This is a genomic window from Citrobacter sp. RHBSTW-00986, from assembly GCF_013783065.1.
Lineage (GTDB): Bacteria > Pseudomonadota > Gammaproteobacteria > Enterobacterales > Enterobacteriaceae > Citrobacter > Citrobacter braakii.
Genome location: NZ_CP056201.1, coordinates 227,513 through 241,114 on the forward strand (window position 1 = coordinate 227,513; position 13,602 = coordinate 241,114).

Sequence of the window (13,602 nt, forward strand, 5' to 3'; positions counted from 1 at the left end):
AAAACGAAACCGATATTATCTTTCTGAAAATACAGGGCTTTTTATGCCCTGGTTTTCTTCGTCACCTGAGTCACTCACCAGATACTGGATACAGAAGCCACAACATGTAACCCGTTATCAGGAGCGACCCATGAAAGCACAAGCTGTTCGTAATCACTCTTTTGGCTCACTGAAGCTCAGCGCAAGCAATGCGGCAGCAGCCGCGCTGGCGCACCCGGTAACCCATTTCTTCATGCTGTTCGCCATCGTGATGTACCTGGTCTATGGCGGTGTAGTACTCGGCATTAAGCCGTAGCATTCCCTGTGGCCGGTCGCCCAACCGGCTTTGCCTCCAACCCTTCTGGAGGTAGTTGTTAACTTCCCCGGTAAACCGGGGATTTTTTTACCCGTAGTTCCAGCGTTCGCCACTGGAGCTAAAACCCACCAGAGCGAATTCCGTAACATAAGCGCTTCTTCTACGTCCGATCAGTACCTTACCCTATGAGCAACCCGTCACACTCTGCTAGCCTTCCTCCCGGAATGAACGACACTCTGATGTCCCTATATATCGAACCGGATATGCCTGGTATCGATGATCTCGTTATAACAATTATTCGGCTTCGGCGTGAGGGCTGGACAGCATCTGAACTGACTTTCCGTATACTTTCGTCAGTTGCATATCAGGTGATTCCTCCAGAGGCGTTTACCGACCCTAAGCATCACCTCCTGAAAGAGTATGTCAGTTTGTCCCGTGAGTTCGGCCTAGTAAGCGGGGCAAGACATAATGCTCACCTCCGTGGTGTCATTCGCAGAGGGATAATGTCGGGAATAGATAGAGCAGAGGTAATACGCCGCGTTCTTTTCTCCCCGCACTATTCAGAACATGAGGAAGATAACCAATCTGATTCGTTCCCTCGTTCGTCGTAACAACCGGGTGGCATTAACGCTTTTTCCCCGAATGTTCCGGTACAAAGCCTTTGGCGTGGTTGAAACAGGATCTGGTTATCCGCGACGGCCTGAACATCAGGAATCCAAAGTTTGTCTACTGGCAGGATATCTCAGAGTCCAGGAAGAAATTCGTGCTTCTCAGGCCCGTCTGGCTTTACTAAATACTGAAATCGAAAAGGAGAATGCTCAGGAGTACGCACGTAACAAAATTCCGGCATCACGGTTGGCTCACTTCAGGCTCTGGTTCACTCGCCGATTTGGTAATGACACATCCCGTTTGATTGAGTCCGTGGACACCTACTGCGAGGAGCAGAATCCAGTAATGGATGAGCAACCGGCTGTATTGCCATTACCACGCGGTCACCTCCCCCATGCAGATATCCGTATGCGCTCCCCGAGCTTCCGCCGAGAGGTTAGCGTTCGCGATGTGCATGTCCAGTCTCAGTTCCGTGAGTTGGTGGATAAGAATTTCGGAAGCCTGTGCGCGGTATCGGGCAAACACCTCAACGGTGTGCTGGAGGCAGCACATATTGAACCAACATCCGTAGCAGGCTGCTATAACGCCAGTAACGGCATTTTGCTATCACCAACATTCCACAGGCTGTTTGACACAAACATGATGGGTATTGATCCTGATACACTACAGATTCACTTCGCCAGCGGTATAGAGTTCCCTGAGTATGAAGGGGTCTGTATAAAACCGTTGTTCTACAATCTGGATAAAAACAGGCTCGGGGCAAGATGGCTTGAATTTAAAGTGAAATCACCTGCGGAGTAAGCCCTCTCCCCTCTTCCATCTCCCTGCCCTATCCAATCTATTTATTGGAAAGGCATAGCAGCATGGAGATAAGTAGCACACAAGTAACTCACCGATAATTCACATAAAAACCATATCAAAACAAATCAATCAGTTTATCGCATTTCCTAGCGCACTTTTAATTCACATTTTATGGACTTTTAATCCAATCCTCTCCTGTTCACTTTGAATTTAAGTGATATCAGTGAATGATAAGGTACGAATAATTCACTAAATAACAACTATGTAAATTCAACAGCATAAAAACCAGAGCGCTATCTTCGGACTGGTTCCAGTAATTGATGGTTTGAGTCCGGCCCGCATGTCATACTGATTTATATCTTTCGTGTAGCCCTGCGGTAGGCACGATTTCATCCCAATACATCCAGTGGCATGTGACTATATGATCGACCAAGCAGAGTTAATGAAGAGTGTTTTAGCGGTTCTGCAAGCCAGAAACGTGTCATTATCAGAGAGCCCTACGCGAATTCTGATGATGCTTCCAACACGGTTACGCGTGAATGTCACTGTAATCGATGCTCAAAATGAACCGTTAACCGCGACACTGATGCTGGATCAGGAAGGTCAAGTGACCTGTAAGCTGGCAACAGACCCCGCTGATACCGTCGTTGATATCAGTCGATATAGAGTATGATTTAAATCTTCGCGTTCCAGCCAGCCGTTCCCAGCTTCGTTGTAGAATATTGCAATAAGCCAATCCCCAGCCAGCCCTGTAATGTAACCGAAGAAAATCGTGCGCAATGCGCACGTAAAAATGTCTGCCCGCCACGCGGGCAATCGCCGTCCAAAAGCTTCGCTCTCAAGCGAAGCAGGCACGGCATGTAAATTCGAATAGAGCCCTCACGGGGCGATTAGGCGAATTCGCGGCCCGCTAGGGCAAAGTCTCAAAGCGTATGGGGGTTAACACCCCCAAAACGCTGTGGAGACTGTTGTGGCTTTTCGGAACTACGATCCCGAAGTACTGACTAAGGGTTGCGGCTGCCACCAGCCCGGCTATCAGGCGACCCAACAATTATTTCTCCGTATCACTTCGTCACCTGCTCAAGGTGATTGAAAATAGAATCACAATTAGAAAGCGGGGAACACACAATGAACACTCAGACAAGAATCAAATTGAAAGGCCTCAAAATCTATACTGGCATGAGCCAGGAAACAGTCTGCTTTAACGCTACTGTCCTCTTCGACGGGCTGAGCATAGGTACAGCTGATAATGATGGGCATGGTGGCGAAACTCGCGTACTGTTCGAACCAGGAAAAAAAGAGCTGTTCCGCCAGGCCGAATCATATGCGAAGGGTCTTCTGCCAATCTGCCTTGGCGAACACAATGGCAAGCCATTTCTCATAGACTCAAACCTGATTGAAGTAATCGACCAGCTTGTCAGTGACGAGGAGCGTAACCGGAAAACTAAATCAAGTTTCAAGAAGGTTTACCGCAAGAAAATCTGCGTCTTACGCGAAGGTAGACTTTGGACAGTGGGCTACAAAAGCCAGGCTCAATACGCTTCATACATCGCACAAATCAAAAAAGAACATGGCCCTGATATCGTTATCCTGGACGATTTGGAACATGATGAAGCTTTCGAGCTGTACAGTAAGCACTTATACGCCTGACCATCAAGCGTGGTAGAATTGGATAATTCTAGCGCAGAGGATCACTATGAAAGTTAAAGAGCTTATCGCCCAGCTTCAGCTACACGACCCTGATGCTGTTGTCGTAATTGCCGGATTTGAAACCCAGAGTACTGGACTGGTTGCCGAGGCCGATACTATTAAAGAATGCGTGACAGTTCCTGTCCAAGCGGACAGCATGACGGGTGACCGTTCGTTGGCAAAGGAGGGTTCACCTTCTGTCTGGTTGGGATGGGGGAATGATTACCGCACGGAGTTCTTCGTTAGTGCCATCAACGACCCGGACGAATTAGCCTAACTATATCGAATACCCAAGAGCCTCTACTTCAGAGGCTTTTTTATTTGATGGGTCTTACGGGAAACCTTGTCATTCATTTACCAATAGTTGCAGGGCGTATCCTCCAGCGCTAAGTCACTTAACCCCCTTAATCGCCAGCCAGCATCTCCGGGTTCTGCCCGACCCGTGGATTACTTAACACCCTTAATCGCCAGTCAGCCTCTCCGGGTTCTGCCCGTACCGTGGGTCACTTAACCCCCTTAATCGCCAGCCAGCCTCTCCGGTTTCTGCCCGTACAGTGGGTCACTTAACCCCCTTAATCGCCAGCCAGCCTCTCCGGTTTCTGCCCGTACCGTGGGTCACTTAACCCCCTTAATCGCCAGCCAGCATCTCCGGGTTCTGCCCGACCCGTGGGTTACTTAACCCCCTTAATCGCCAGTCAGTCTCTCCGGGTTCTGCCCGCCCCGTGGATTACTTAACCCCCTTAATCGCCAGAAGAGAAAGATGATGTGTCATTGAACTGCATTTCGAGATCGCAAAATGAAGAAAAAACAAAATAGAATGTTAGCGTCTCAATCTGATTGCCGTTACAATTATACGCATAGAGCGTCATTTTACGCATTATACGTAAAGTATACGCATATGCGTTTAAATTCATAATTCAGGTTTGAGGGTATGACGAGAATGAATCTAATAGATAAAATTGCCCTTGTCGGGCAACGCATGAAGTCCGAACAAATTTCATTGAAAGAATCGTTACTGGCTTCTTCCCGGGTATCTGTATCAGATGACAGTGTGGAGGGGGTAGATCGCCTTATCTATAACCACTGCCTGAATAAAAAAAATCTCTCCGACTTCTTTGGAAAATCTCGAGTTACCTTCAATAAAATTCTCGCTGATCTCGAAGAAAAAAGGCTGGTGGGTCAACCTATTTATCAGAACAAAAACCACCTTTATACCCGCTGGGATGTCCAGAATATTATGGATGCCCTGGGTTATCCGCGCTATAGAGATTACTACCAGAGCCGAACAATCATTGTTCAGAATCATAAAGGTGGGACAGGAAAAAGCACGACCTCAGTGGCTCTGGCTGTAGCAGCAGCACTTGATCTCCAGTTGAATGCCAGAGTTTTAGTAATTGAATGGGATCCGCAAGGCTCTATTGGTAGCGGTATGATTCAAAGCGTATCTGAAGACGACGTATTCCTGACTGCAATCGACGCAATCCTGGGCGTGTATGAAGAAGGTTCTGAATATAAAAAATACCTCGACATGGGTTACTCTGAGGCTGAAATCATTGAGAATATGCCGTTCTCAACCCATCTGCCAAATCTTGATGTAATTACTGCGTTCCCAACCGATGCGAGATTCAAAGATAAATACTGGCAGTGCAGTAAAGAAGAGCGCACTCAGTTGTTGCTACGATTCAAAGAAGTGATAATGCCAGTCCTGAAAGCTAAGTATGACCTTATTATCTTCGATACCCCTCCAGAAGACTCGCCAATTATCTGGGCCGCTGATGAGGCCGCTGACGGTATTCTTGTCGCAGTTTCTCCGCGAGAATACGACTATGCATCCACAACTGATTTTATGCTGACGATCAGTGAGCGATTCCGTCAGTCTCCCAATAAAGGTGAAAATATTAAATGGTTTAAAGTACTGGCCGTTAACGTCGATGATAAAAGCCCATACGAAAAAATAGTCCTCGATAAGTTAATTCGAACCGTTCAAGACCTGTTTATGGCAACCAATATCAAAAACTCTGAAGCATTCAAAGCAGCTGCGTCACGGGGTAGGTCGGTTCTCGATATTAAGAAATCTGAAGAGTTATGTTCACCAAAGCAGCTGGATATTGCCGAAGAATCCGTAATGTCCGTATATCAACAGTTTATTAATGAGATAAAGAGTTTTTCAGCGAAGGAAGGAGTTAACGCATGAGTGATGAACAGCATATCGGAAACGATAAATCGCGTTATCTAAATACGCCAAAGCGAACCGATGTAGGCCACCGTTCCGGGTTAGCTAACCTTAAGAGTCCCCCTCGCATTAAGAAACTCTTTACCCTTCATAACGGGCGAAAACTTGAAGCTGAGCACGTCACTGTAGCAGCTGAAAATGTCGCTACTGAGACCGCCGTTCACCCAATGAACCCGCGAAATCAGGAAGCGCTTACCACAAACGCAGTACGAGATATCCTGCAACAAATTGAGTCAAGGGGTGTTGATACTGAAGGTGTTGCCGTTAAACGTGATGGCGTGTACCTGCTTATTGAAGGTAGCCGCAGACGTTTTTGCTGTATTGCGGCTCAAAAAGATCTGCCTTTATGGGTGCTACCAGATGATCTATCAGCTGAGGACATCAAGGCGATTATTACCGCTGCACAAACATCACGCCGATTCTCATACCGAGAGGTTGGGCTTCAGTATCTGGAACTAATGCAGGAAAAAGGATTCACCAAAAATGAAGAGCTTGCCCTCTTTCTTGGCATAAGCCATGTGTCAGTCTTTAAACGTATTCAGGCGGCGCGTATTGACGGTTCGTTGATAGCTCTGTTCCCGGATTATGAAGGTATACCAAACTCCTTCTACAGCCGGTTGTCCAAACTTCAGAAATACGTAGAGAGCAACCTTTTCATTCTTGCAGATGTAGTTGATAGGGTGAAAGAAGAAATTGCTAATCTGGACATCAGTGACATCCCGGAAGCGCAGAAAATTGTCATGGCGCAGATCACAAAGGCGGTTGAATTACTCGATCAAAAGCCACCTGCAAAAAGTTGGGAAACCCGTGATCTGGCTAATTTTGCTAATAAGGACAAATACGCCCGTATCAGCAAAAATGCATCGGGCCGTAAAGTTCGCTTTGAATTTAACCGAATGAGTACCGAGCTCATGGCAGAAATTGAAGCATTTATTACGGATAAACTGAGTAGCGAAAAATAACAATTCGCCATTGCTTGATTATCGAAACTGCACCTCCTGGTGCAGTTTTTTTTTGGCCGCAAACCTATTCGTCAGGAGGAGACACCGGTTGATAATAGGAAAAAAACAGCTCATGAGGTGGCTATGCTTTCGGAAAAAATTGTAACCCTGTTTTCAAATGACGCATTAAAGCGTTTCACGATTCTTGAGGCTTACGCCGAGCTAAAACGTCAGGGTACTTTTAGCGTTTTCCTTTCGTTCATCGATCCTCGTACTGATTGTCTCGTAGAGGGTAACTTTCAATTCTACCCGAACCCCGTTAAGACCTACTCAAACATGGGAGTATGCTATCTCACTGAACATCTTGGGCTAACGTTAAAAATCCCAAGCTCTATGGAATGGTGGGCTACACATGAAAAGTCAACATTTCATAACCAAGACATCACCTATCTGAAGGAGGGTGAATACGTAAAGGCAACCATTAAACTGGAAATAGGCTCGCGGATCAGAGTTCCTAATGCGTTCGAAGTTGCCCCTTCCATGTGAACTTAAGGCATATCAAAGTAAATTACTGACGAGGACGGCTATGGCACTCACGATAAAAACAGAAACACTAAAAGCTACCACAAGCCCAACATTTGAGGCTTTACGTAATCGTTATAGCCACCGTAGTTCTGACGATGAGATTGCCGTCGATCCGCTATGTTTATCTCGGGATGATCTGAATGAACTTTTACAGGCATGTCGTGGTGATGGAGAGTCAAAAAATCGACGAGCTCTTGAATCGATCATCACTGCACTGGAAGGTGATTTCGATAAGCCTGTGAGCAGTTTTCCGGCATTCGGTCGTGTGTTACTACAGTATCTGAAGTCAAATCGAATTGATGGCTGGATATACCGACGCGGTCATGACGGCAACCTGTACCCCGGTCTTGTTACAGCAATAAAAGAAGTAAAATCAGAAAAAAACTCTGACCGTCCCCCATCACTATTGTTACAAATCAGCTGGTATGGGTTCGGCGAATATTCGCACTCCAAAAAGGTTTACGGAACCCAGCTTACCGCCCTGAATTTCGAGCCTAATGAGGTGGCGCGGCGCAGTGTCGCTAAGACACTGGCCGACCGTGATATCTACCATGAAACGCATGAGCTGAAACAAGAGTACCTGGAACAACTAACGCGGTTTAAGGAAGTGGTCGACGGGCAATTTGGCAATCAGTTTAAAGCAACCGGCAGGGCTGTCAGAATGGAATCGTATAGCTACAGCGACCGGAATCTGGAAATAGCAGGGCATAAACTGATACACGATTTGCCTGATAGTGAGTGCGATGCCTACGGTGCAGAAGTGGAGTCGCCTCTTTTTGAAGATGACCAGTTTGGCCTTTTACCCGAAATTCCTGTGCAGCGTTATTTTGATCTCTCGCTGCAAGACTTTATCTGGATACATGCCAATAACGTAGAACCATACAAGTATGATAAAGAACTGCCAAAAAAGATGGTTTTGCCGGAAGACCACCGTGATTTACTCGATATACTGACCACGGATATCAGCGCTTTCACCAGCGATATTGTTGAAGGGAAAAGCGCGGGTAACATCATCATGTGCGTGGGCTCACCCGGACTTGGGAAGACATTAACTGCTGAAGTGTATGCAGAGGTCATTGAACGGCCCCTGTACTCAATTCATGCTGGCGCACTGGGAACCAACGCCGATGACATTGAGAAAAATCTGCGGACGATTCTGACCCGGGCTAAACGCTGGAACTGTGTCCTGCTTCTGGACGAAGCCGATGTGTTTGTCATGCAGCGTGGAGCATCACTGACTCAAAATGCCATCGTTGCGGAGTTCCTCCGTACACTGGAGTATTTCGATGGGTTGATGTTCATGACAAGCAACCGGGGTAGTGACATCGATGAGGCTATCATACCAAGATGCGCTGCAATCATTCACTATGATGTGCCGGAGAAATCAGATGCCCAAAAGATCTGGAAGATTATGGGTGAGAACTTTGGCGTGAACATTCCTGATGAACTGGTCAGATCACTTGTAAACACTTACCCAGAACTTCCACCACGTGACATCAAGATGTTGCTACGGCTCACGTTGCGAATGAGCGTGAAAGAGCAGGGGAGTGGTAGCATCCCGACACTGGATATTGTGCGGAAATGCGCGATGTTTCGTGGGATAGAACGAAAGGGAAAAGAAAAAGCCCTGTGATAACGATGCCGGGTTCGCCCGGCATACAACCTGCTGGCCCAGCCCAAAGCAATCCGAGTTCTTCAGCAAAAGCAGCAGCGTGTCGGAAATAACTGTGTTATAACAATTCAGGTGATCATGATGAGAAGTTGATAACAATGTTTAAGCTAAGTCCCATAAGAAAAAAAACAAACAAGCTGCATAAACTCCTTAATAACGGCTATCGTTTCGTAATCATGCATGAAGATGAAATTATTGAACCCTTCCGCTACGAAATAGAAGCCAGACGAAAACTATTCTTTGGCAGAAAACTCCTTTCTATTTCCGACCTCATCGACTCAATAAACGATAGTGTAAAAACCCAAGCAAAACGCGCCCCTTAACTATTCGTCACCTGAATAACTCCAGCTATGATAAACATTATTATCAAGCTTAAAGGTGATACTTATGAAACCGTTTGGGATTTTCTATTCAGTAGAAGGCTGCACTTGTTCACTGTGCCGCTCGCGTGGCTATCGTAAAAACAATGCATACGATAGATCTCTTCGTGTAAGCAAACACCGCGCCCGTCAGCAGGCCAAGCGTGAAATCCGCTCCGCCGTATTCAGCATCGACAATTAAGAAAGGTTGATGATAAATAAGAAGAATAACGAGGATAACAAATGACTGATGAAAACCAAATAAAGGTGCTGTTTTGCATTCTGCGTCGTCGATTCGTGGATTATGTCCCTGAGTTTGAAAACTGTGTAGAAGAACGGGAAGTCATCAATGAAACGCCGAAGGGTTACCGTATGTCCGTCTCCTACGGCACATCAGTTTACCTGCACGCGGATTATGAGTTTTTCGAATCACGTCAGGCAGCGTATCAATGGTGCGCCCGCCGTGTGACCGCTAGCATTGAGAAGATGAAACAAAAAATGCAGGCGGCAGAAGCAACAAAAATAAAACTGATAGAAGCATCCGGGAACTGTGGCGAATAAGATGACACCACGTCAAATTATCCTCTCACATATTACAGCTGAGAAAGCACTCCCACGAGGAACGCTGATCTGGTTATTCTACGAGAATGCCGATGATTTAATCAGCCTGAATGAAGTGGGCGATAATCTTGAAAGGTGGCATCTACGAGTTGGGTCGCCTGAAGAAATTCAGGTGATACTGGATATGCCTGATGACGATTCAGAAGTCTGGCTATTCAGCCCAACAAAATTATTCTCCCCACGGGTAAAAACCCCCGTTCTGACAGCCAGAGATAGGGCAGTTGCTCGCTATGGCGTTTCTCGCGTTATGACGGCGGAGAAAGTTGTTTTTCTGTATTCAGGGTATCTTCTGCACCTCTATAGACAGGCATATGGTTTCACCGGCCCTGCGCCTGAAGTTCGGGTCAACTGGAGTGCCAAACATTCATGGGGCGGCAGGAGCTCAATCACTATTTCACCATCGTCCATTTATCCTGACAGTGATACACCGCGCTATCGCTACCATGAGTACGCACATATAGAGCAGCGTAAGGACATCGGAGCATTTTATTCAATCAATCAACTGGATCATATCAAAGGCGTAGTGGCACATGAGCTTGCGCACTTTTGCCAGCGCCACACTGGAAAAGATAATTTTAAATTTGGTTTTCCGGTACTCCCTGAAAAAGATTTCAGAACGGCTCATGGTGATGGGTGGCAGTTCTTGTATGCATTTTTCAGAACAGAATTAAATAAAAGAATTCAGCGATAACCCAAAAAAAGGCATAACCAATGTACCTTCTTTCCATTTTATTATTTACATTTGTTTATCTGTTATCCTTTAATTCTGTTATAGAGGAAAATAGAGACCGCTATTCCATACAGACTTTTGCAATAGTGATGATCACGATATTCCTGATATCAATGCCAGTAACAACAACTTTTGTGTCGTTGATGCTTGAAGAAAACCAGAGAGAGCATCGTGATTTGATTTCCTTCCTGCAAATCAATTCCGTTTGGTTCGCAGGAGCCGGGGGGCTGGTGGCTATCTTCTTGTCAGCCCTGACAATGGTTCGCCTGAAGCAAAAACGTATCCGTCACAAAACATCGAACCTTAACCTCATCGTTGTGGGCCTTTTCGCGGGCGTAGTCTCTTTTGCCAGCGCGTATAAGCATCTAGCTTTCTTCAGTGGGGATGATGCGGGAGTGTTTTTATATGAGGCTATACCAGCCATCGATGACATCGACTGTAACGCGCCAATACTCCTGGTGAAATGGGAACCTGACTCAAAGAAGCCAACTGCATGGCGATGCCCTACGGGCGTTGCATTCAATATCAATAGTCCTACTCCATTCCTACCTTGGGGTTCATATGAGGAAGGGGAGAGTTCAAAACTAAATGAAGTGATGACAATTTTGATGAAAAATGCGGTCAAAATCGAAAAACGTCGCCATCTTGATGTCATCATTACGAGCTAAGGCCTTGTAATCACTGGATTACAGGGCTTTTTTATGTACCCGAAAAAAAAGAGACATTTTGTCCCCAAATACGCTTCGTCACCTGTTTGGTGTGTGTTTAACTGGATTTACAGCAAGCAACGAACCTCGCGACACAATAACTAAAGCGGAGAAACACCATGAACACCGACGTTAAAGCTATCTTCGAACAAAGCCGTACCCTGGAAAATCTGGAAGGCGCTGCGGTACTGATGCGCAGCTTAGACAAAGCGCCATCATCACTCCGAGCACTGAGCGATTTCGTAACCAAAGCGCGTAAAAGCGGCAATACGGAACAGTTCGAAGAAGCCGATATCGGGCGTAACAACGTCTTTGCGGTGAGCCCGTACTGGTTGTTTGTGGAAGAGGGACTGAACCTCCGCGACGTAAATTATGACCGTGCGGTAATGTTCAAACACGCTTATCTGGAACGTCCTCAGTCAGTGCCTGTCATCCGCGTTAAACCAGTAGTAGTGGAAGGCGTAACCCGCCTGAAAATCATTGATGGCCACCACCGTTTTGCTGGCCTGATGATGGCGATTGCTGAGGGCGCGAGCTTCCAGAAAATCACCGTCGAGGAATTTGAAGGCGGCAAGGACGAAGAAGTCTACAACATGATCGAGAGCGCCAACTCCCTTCAGTTGAAGATGGTGGAACGCGCTGAAGGCTTCAAGCGCCTGATTGGCTGGGGTCACACCATTGAGTCGATTGCTCAGCGTCTGGGTGTCTCTCTGGTCACCGTTCGCCGCAGTATCGTGCTGGCAAACGCTGACTTCAGCATCAAGATGCTGGTGAAAGAAGATAAGGTATCTGGTGACGTTGCCGTTGACGTTATTAACGAATGTCAGGGTACTGACCGCGACCCGTATGAAGTCCTGATGGAATCCCTGAAAAAGGCAGAAGGAGCTGGGAAAACCCGCGTCACTGCCAAATTCGTGAGTTCCAAGAAAAAGACTGGCCTGAAACCGAAAGTTATCCGTAAAACCTTCGACAGCCTGTTGCCAACCCTGAGCCAGCTGCGCGACCAGATCCCGCCGCAGCCGGAAGGTGAGCATGAAAATCAGATCGAAATTACGGAAACCGTGCCGGAAGAAGTCGTCTTACGCCTGACTCCTGAAATGGCCCGTACTCTGATGGCTACCCTGGCTGAACTGGAATCAGCAAAACAGGCAGAAGATGCTGAAGCTAATGGTGACAACGACGGTGATAGTGCTGAAAACAACGGCGGTGCTGACGATGCGACTGATGCCGATACCGATGGCGCTAACCAGCAGAATGGTGAAACTGAAGAGACTCAGCTGCACCCGGTGTACTAACCTCCCAGCAGGTCTTTAACAGACCTGCATAAAATTCCTTTTCATTCTGATGGGCCGGATAAACCGGCTCATATTTTTGCACATATAAATGGCCGCATTTTGCTGCCTTAAATTTTTCGATGATAGACAGGAGCGCATTAAAATATCAGGGTTATAGACTTTTTTGGATAGCAATGGGGGTCGCGTTGAATATTCAGACTAATTATATCGAGCTGCAAAATTGGCTCGAAAAGGCAAAAAGTATTTATTCCTCCGCAGGATGCCCGCACGAAAGAGTTGATGATGGCATTTTAAAAATTGCAATGCAGGTAGCGGCTATTAGAAAAACAAAACCAGATATGCTGCATGTATTCCTTCAGGAGTTAATTACTGAGTTCAAGGGTTATAAACTCATTCAGTGCCGATTCAATAAATCCAATTATGAGCATTTTGTTATGACCCCGGAAATTCAGATTCTGATCGGTGGTCTTATGGATAAAGCGTCAGAGGGAATAATGCTGGCTTCTATCTGCCACATGCTACAGGTAGATACGTTATCCGAACTTCTAAGCCTAATCCCAACGGGAATGCCAGACACCGATGTACTGGATGCGCTATGGCGTGATCAGAAGACGCCCGCAGGACTGAACCTGCTTGATGACTTCGTACTTCTGGATACCGTTGCGCTGGCTAATAAGCGGGGGATTGCTGCATGAATGTATCGGCGTTGATTAGTAGCCTCTATGTGACCGTTATCGCCGGGCAGGAGCTGGAAGCAAAAGCTCTGGAGCATCACGAACGCCGTACAGCTGGTCGATTTTGCCGAAAAACACTTTCTGTCCACGCGGTGAAGCGCAAGCCCGGGGTGGAATTTCTGGCGCGGCTGAAAGTCAATTACGCCCGCGCCAACCTGACAAACTGCGACCCCGGTACAGTAGCCGAGCTGAGGCTGGTGGGCCGCTCTGATGAAGCGAATGAGCTCTCTGAAGCAATTCTAAAGGCAATAGCATCCAGTTACCCGGAGTTGGTATCGGAATGCGCACGACAATTACAAAAACAAAAGCTATTCCAGAACCTCTGAGGCCA

Annotated in this window: 14 protein-coding genes; all 14 read left to right on the plus strand. The window is 46.8% G+C overall.

Annotation, left to right across the window (positions count from 1 at the left end; all coding sequences use genetic code 11):
- Positions 1-130 precede the first annotated feature (130 nt).
- Positions 131-295 (plus strand): hypothetical protein, encoded by a 165-nt coding sequence (locus HV345_RS25145; RefSeq protein WP_007372306.1) that lies wholly within the window; start codon positions 131-133, stop codon positions 293-295.
- Positions 296-862: 567 nt separating this feature from the next.
- A complete protein-coding gene (locus tag HV345_RS25150) occupies positions 863-1,705 on the plus strand; it encodes an HNH endonuclease signature motif containing protein (protein WP_007372307.1) in 843 nt (280 codons plus the stop codon).
- Between the two features lie 1,128 nt (positions 1,706-2,833).
- Positions 2,834-3,355 (plus strand): hypothetical protein, encoded by a 522-nt coding sequence (locus HV345_RS25155; protein ID WP_007372310.1) that lies wholly within the window; start codon positions 2,834-2,836, stop codon positions 3,353-3,355.
- 46 nt (positions 3,356-3,401) lie between these two features.
- Entirely contained in the window at positions 3,402-3,671 is a 270-nt protein-coding gene (locus HV345_RS25160) for a hypothetical protein (RefSeq protein ID WP_008786584.1), read from the plus strand.
- 663 nt (positions 3,672-4,334) lie between these two features.
- A complete protein-coding gene (locus tag HV345_RS25165) occupies positions 4,335-5,588 on the plus strand; it encodes a ParA family protein (RefSeq protein ID WP_007372312.1) in 1,254 nt (417 codons plus the stop codon).
- Entirely contained in the window at positions 5,585-6,589 is a 1,005-nt protein-coding gene (locus HV345_RS25170) for a ParB family protein (protein WP_007372313.1), read from the plus strand. The genes HV345_RS25165 and HV345_RS25170 overlap by 4 nt, the downstream gene beginning before the upstream one ends.
- A 39-nt stretch (positions 6,590-6,628) precedes the next feature.
- Positions 6,629-7,114, plus strand: a complete 486-nt coding sequence (locus tag HV345_RS25175; protein WP_172745723.1) for a hypothetical protein — start codon at positions 6,629-6,631, stop codon at positions 7,112-7,114.
- A gap of 40 nt (positions 7,115-7,154) precedes the next feature.
- Positions 7,155-8,786 (plus strand): ATP-binding protein, encoded by a 1,632-nt coding sequence (locus HV345_RS25180; RefSeq protein ID WP_008786582.1) that lies wholly within the window; start codon positions 7,155-7,157, stop codon positions 8,784-8,786.
- 641 nt (positions 8,787-9,427) lie between these two features.
- Entirely contained in the window at positions 9,428-9,745 is a 318-nt protein-coding gene (locus tag HV345_RS25190) for a hypothetical protein (protein ID WP_007372316.1), read from the plus strand.
- 1 nt (position 9,746) lies between these two features.
- Complete coding sequence (locus HV345_RS25195; protein ID WP_181636718.1) at positions 9,747-10,496, plus strand: hypothetical protein; 750 nt, start codon at positions 9,747-9,749, stop codon at positions 10,494-10,496.
- Positions 10,497-10,516: 20 nt separating this feature from the next.
- Entirely contained in the window at positions 10,517-11,203 is a 687-nt protein-coding gene (locus HV345_RS25200; protein WP_016241554.1) for a hypothetical protein, read from the plus strand.
- 158 nt (positions 11,204-11,361) lie between these two features.
- Positions 11,362-12,537: a ParB/RepB/Spo0J family partition protein gene (locus HV345_RS25205; RefSeq protein WP_007372318.1), complete on the plus strand. Its 1,176-nt coding sequence runs from the start codon at positions 11,362-11,364 to the stop codon at positions 12,535-12,537.
- Positions 12,538-12,722: 185 nt separating this feature from the next.
- Entirely contained in the window at positions 12,723-13,232 is a 510-nt protein-coding gene (locus tag HV345_RS25210; protein WP_223307977.1) for a hypothetical protein, read from the plus strand.
- Positions 13,229-13,597 carry a hypothetical protein gene (locus HV345_RS25215; protein WP_007372320.1) on the plus strand — a complete coding sequence of 123 codons (369 nt, stop codon included), beginning with the start codon at positions 13,229-13,231 and terminating at the stop codon, positions 13,595-13,597. The genes HV345_RS25210 and HV345_RS25215 overlap by 4 nt, the downstream gene beginning before the upstream one ends.
- Positions 13,598-13,602 lie beyond the last annotated feature (5 nt).

Excerpts from the sequence above, each read along its gene's own strand:
- HV345_RS25145 (WP_007372306.1), top strand. The coding sequence starts at position 131 with ATGAAAGCACAAGCTGTTCGTAATCACTCTTTTGGCTCACTGAAGCTC.
- HV345_RS25150 (WP_007372307.1), top strand. The coding sequence starts at position 863 with ATGAGGAAGATAACCAATCTGATTCGTTCCCTCGTTCGTCGTAACAAC.
- HV345_RS25155 (WP_007372310.1), top strand. The coding sequence starts at position 2,834 with ATGAACACTCAGACAAGAATCAAATTGAAAGGCCTCAAAATCTATACT.
- HV345_RS25160 (WP_008786584.1), top strand. The coding sequence starts at position 3,402 with ATGAAAGTTAAAGAGCTTATCGCCCAGCTTCAGCTACACGACCCTGAT.
- HV345_RS25165 (WP_007372312.1), top strand. The coding sequence starts at position 4,335 with ATGAATCTAATAGATAAAATTGCCCTTGTCGGGCAACGCATGAAGTCC.
- HV345_RS25170 (WP_007372313.1), top strand. The coding sequence starts at position 5,585 with ATGAGTGATGAACAGCATATCGGAAACGATAAATCGCGTTATCTAAAT.
- HV345_RS25180 (WP_008786582.1), top strand. The coding sequence starts at position 7,155 with ATGGCACTCACGATAAAAACAGAAACACTAAAAGCTACCACAAGCCCA.
- HV345_RS25190 (WP_007372316.1), top strand. The coding sequence starts at position 9,428 with ATGACTGATGAAAACCAAATAAAGGTGCTGTTTTGCATTCTGCGTCGT.
- HV345_RS25195 (WP_181636718.1), top strand. The coding sequence starts at position 9,747 with ATGACACCACGTCAAATTATCCTCTCACATATTACAGCTGAGAAAGCA.
- HV345_RS25200 (WP_016241554.1), top strand. The coding sequence starts at position 10,517 with ATGTACCTTCTTTCCATTTTATTATTTACATTTGTTTATCTGTTATCC.
- HV345_RS25205 (WP_007372318.1), top strand. The coding sequence starts at position 11,362 with ATGAACACCGACGTTAAAGCTATCTTCGAACAAAGCCGTACCCTGGAA.
- HV345_RS25215 (WP_007372320.1), top strand. The coding sequence starts at position 13,229 with ATGAATGTATCGGCGTTGATTAGTAGCCTCTATGTGACCGTTATCGCC.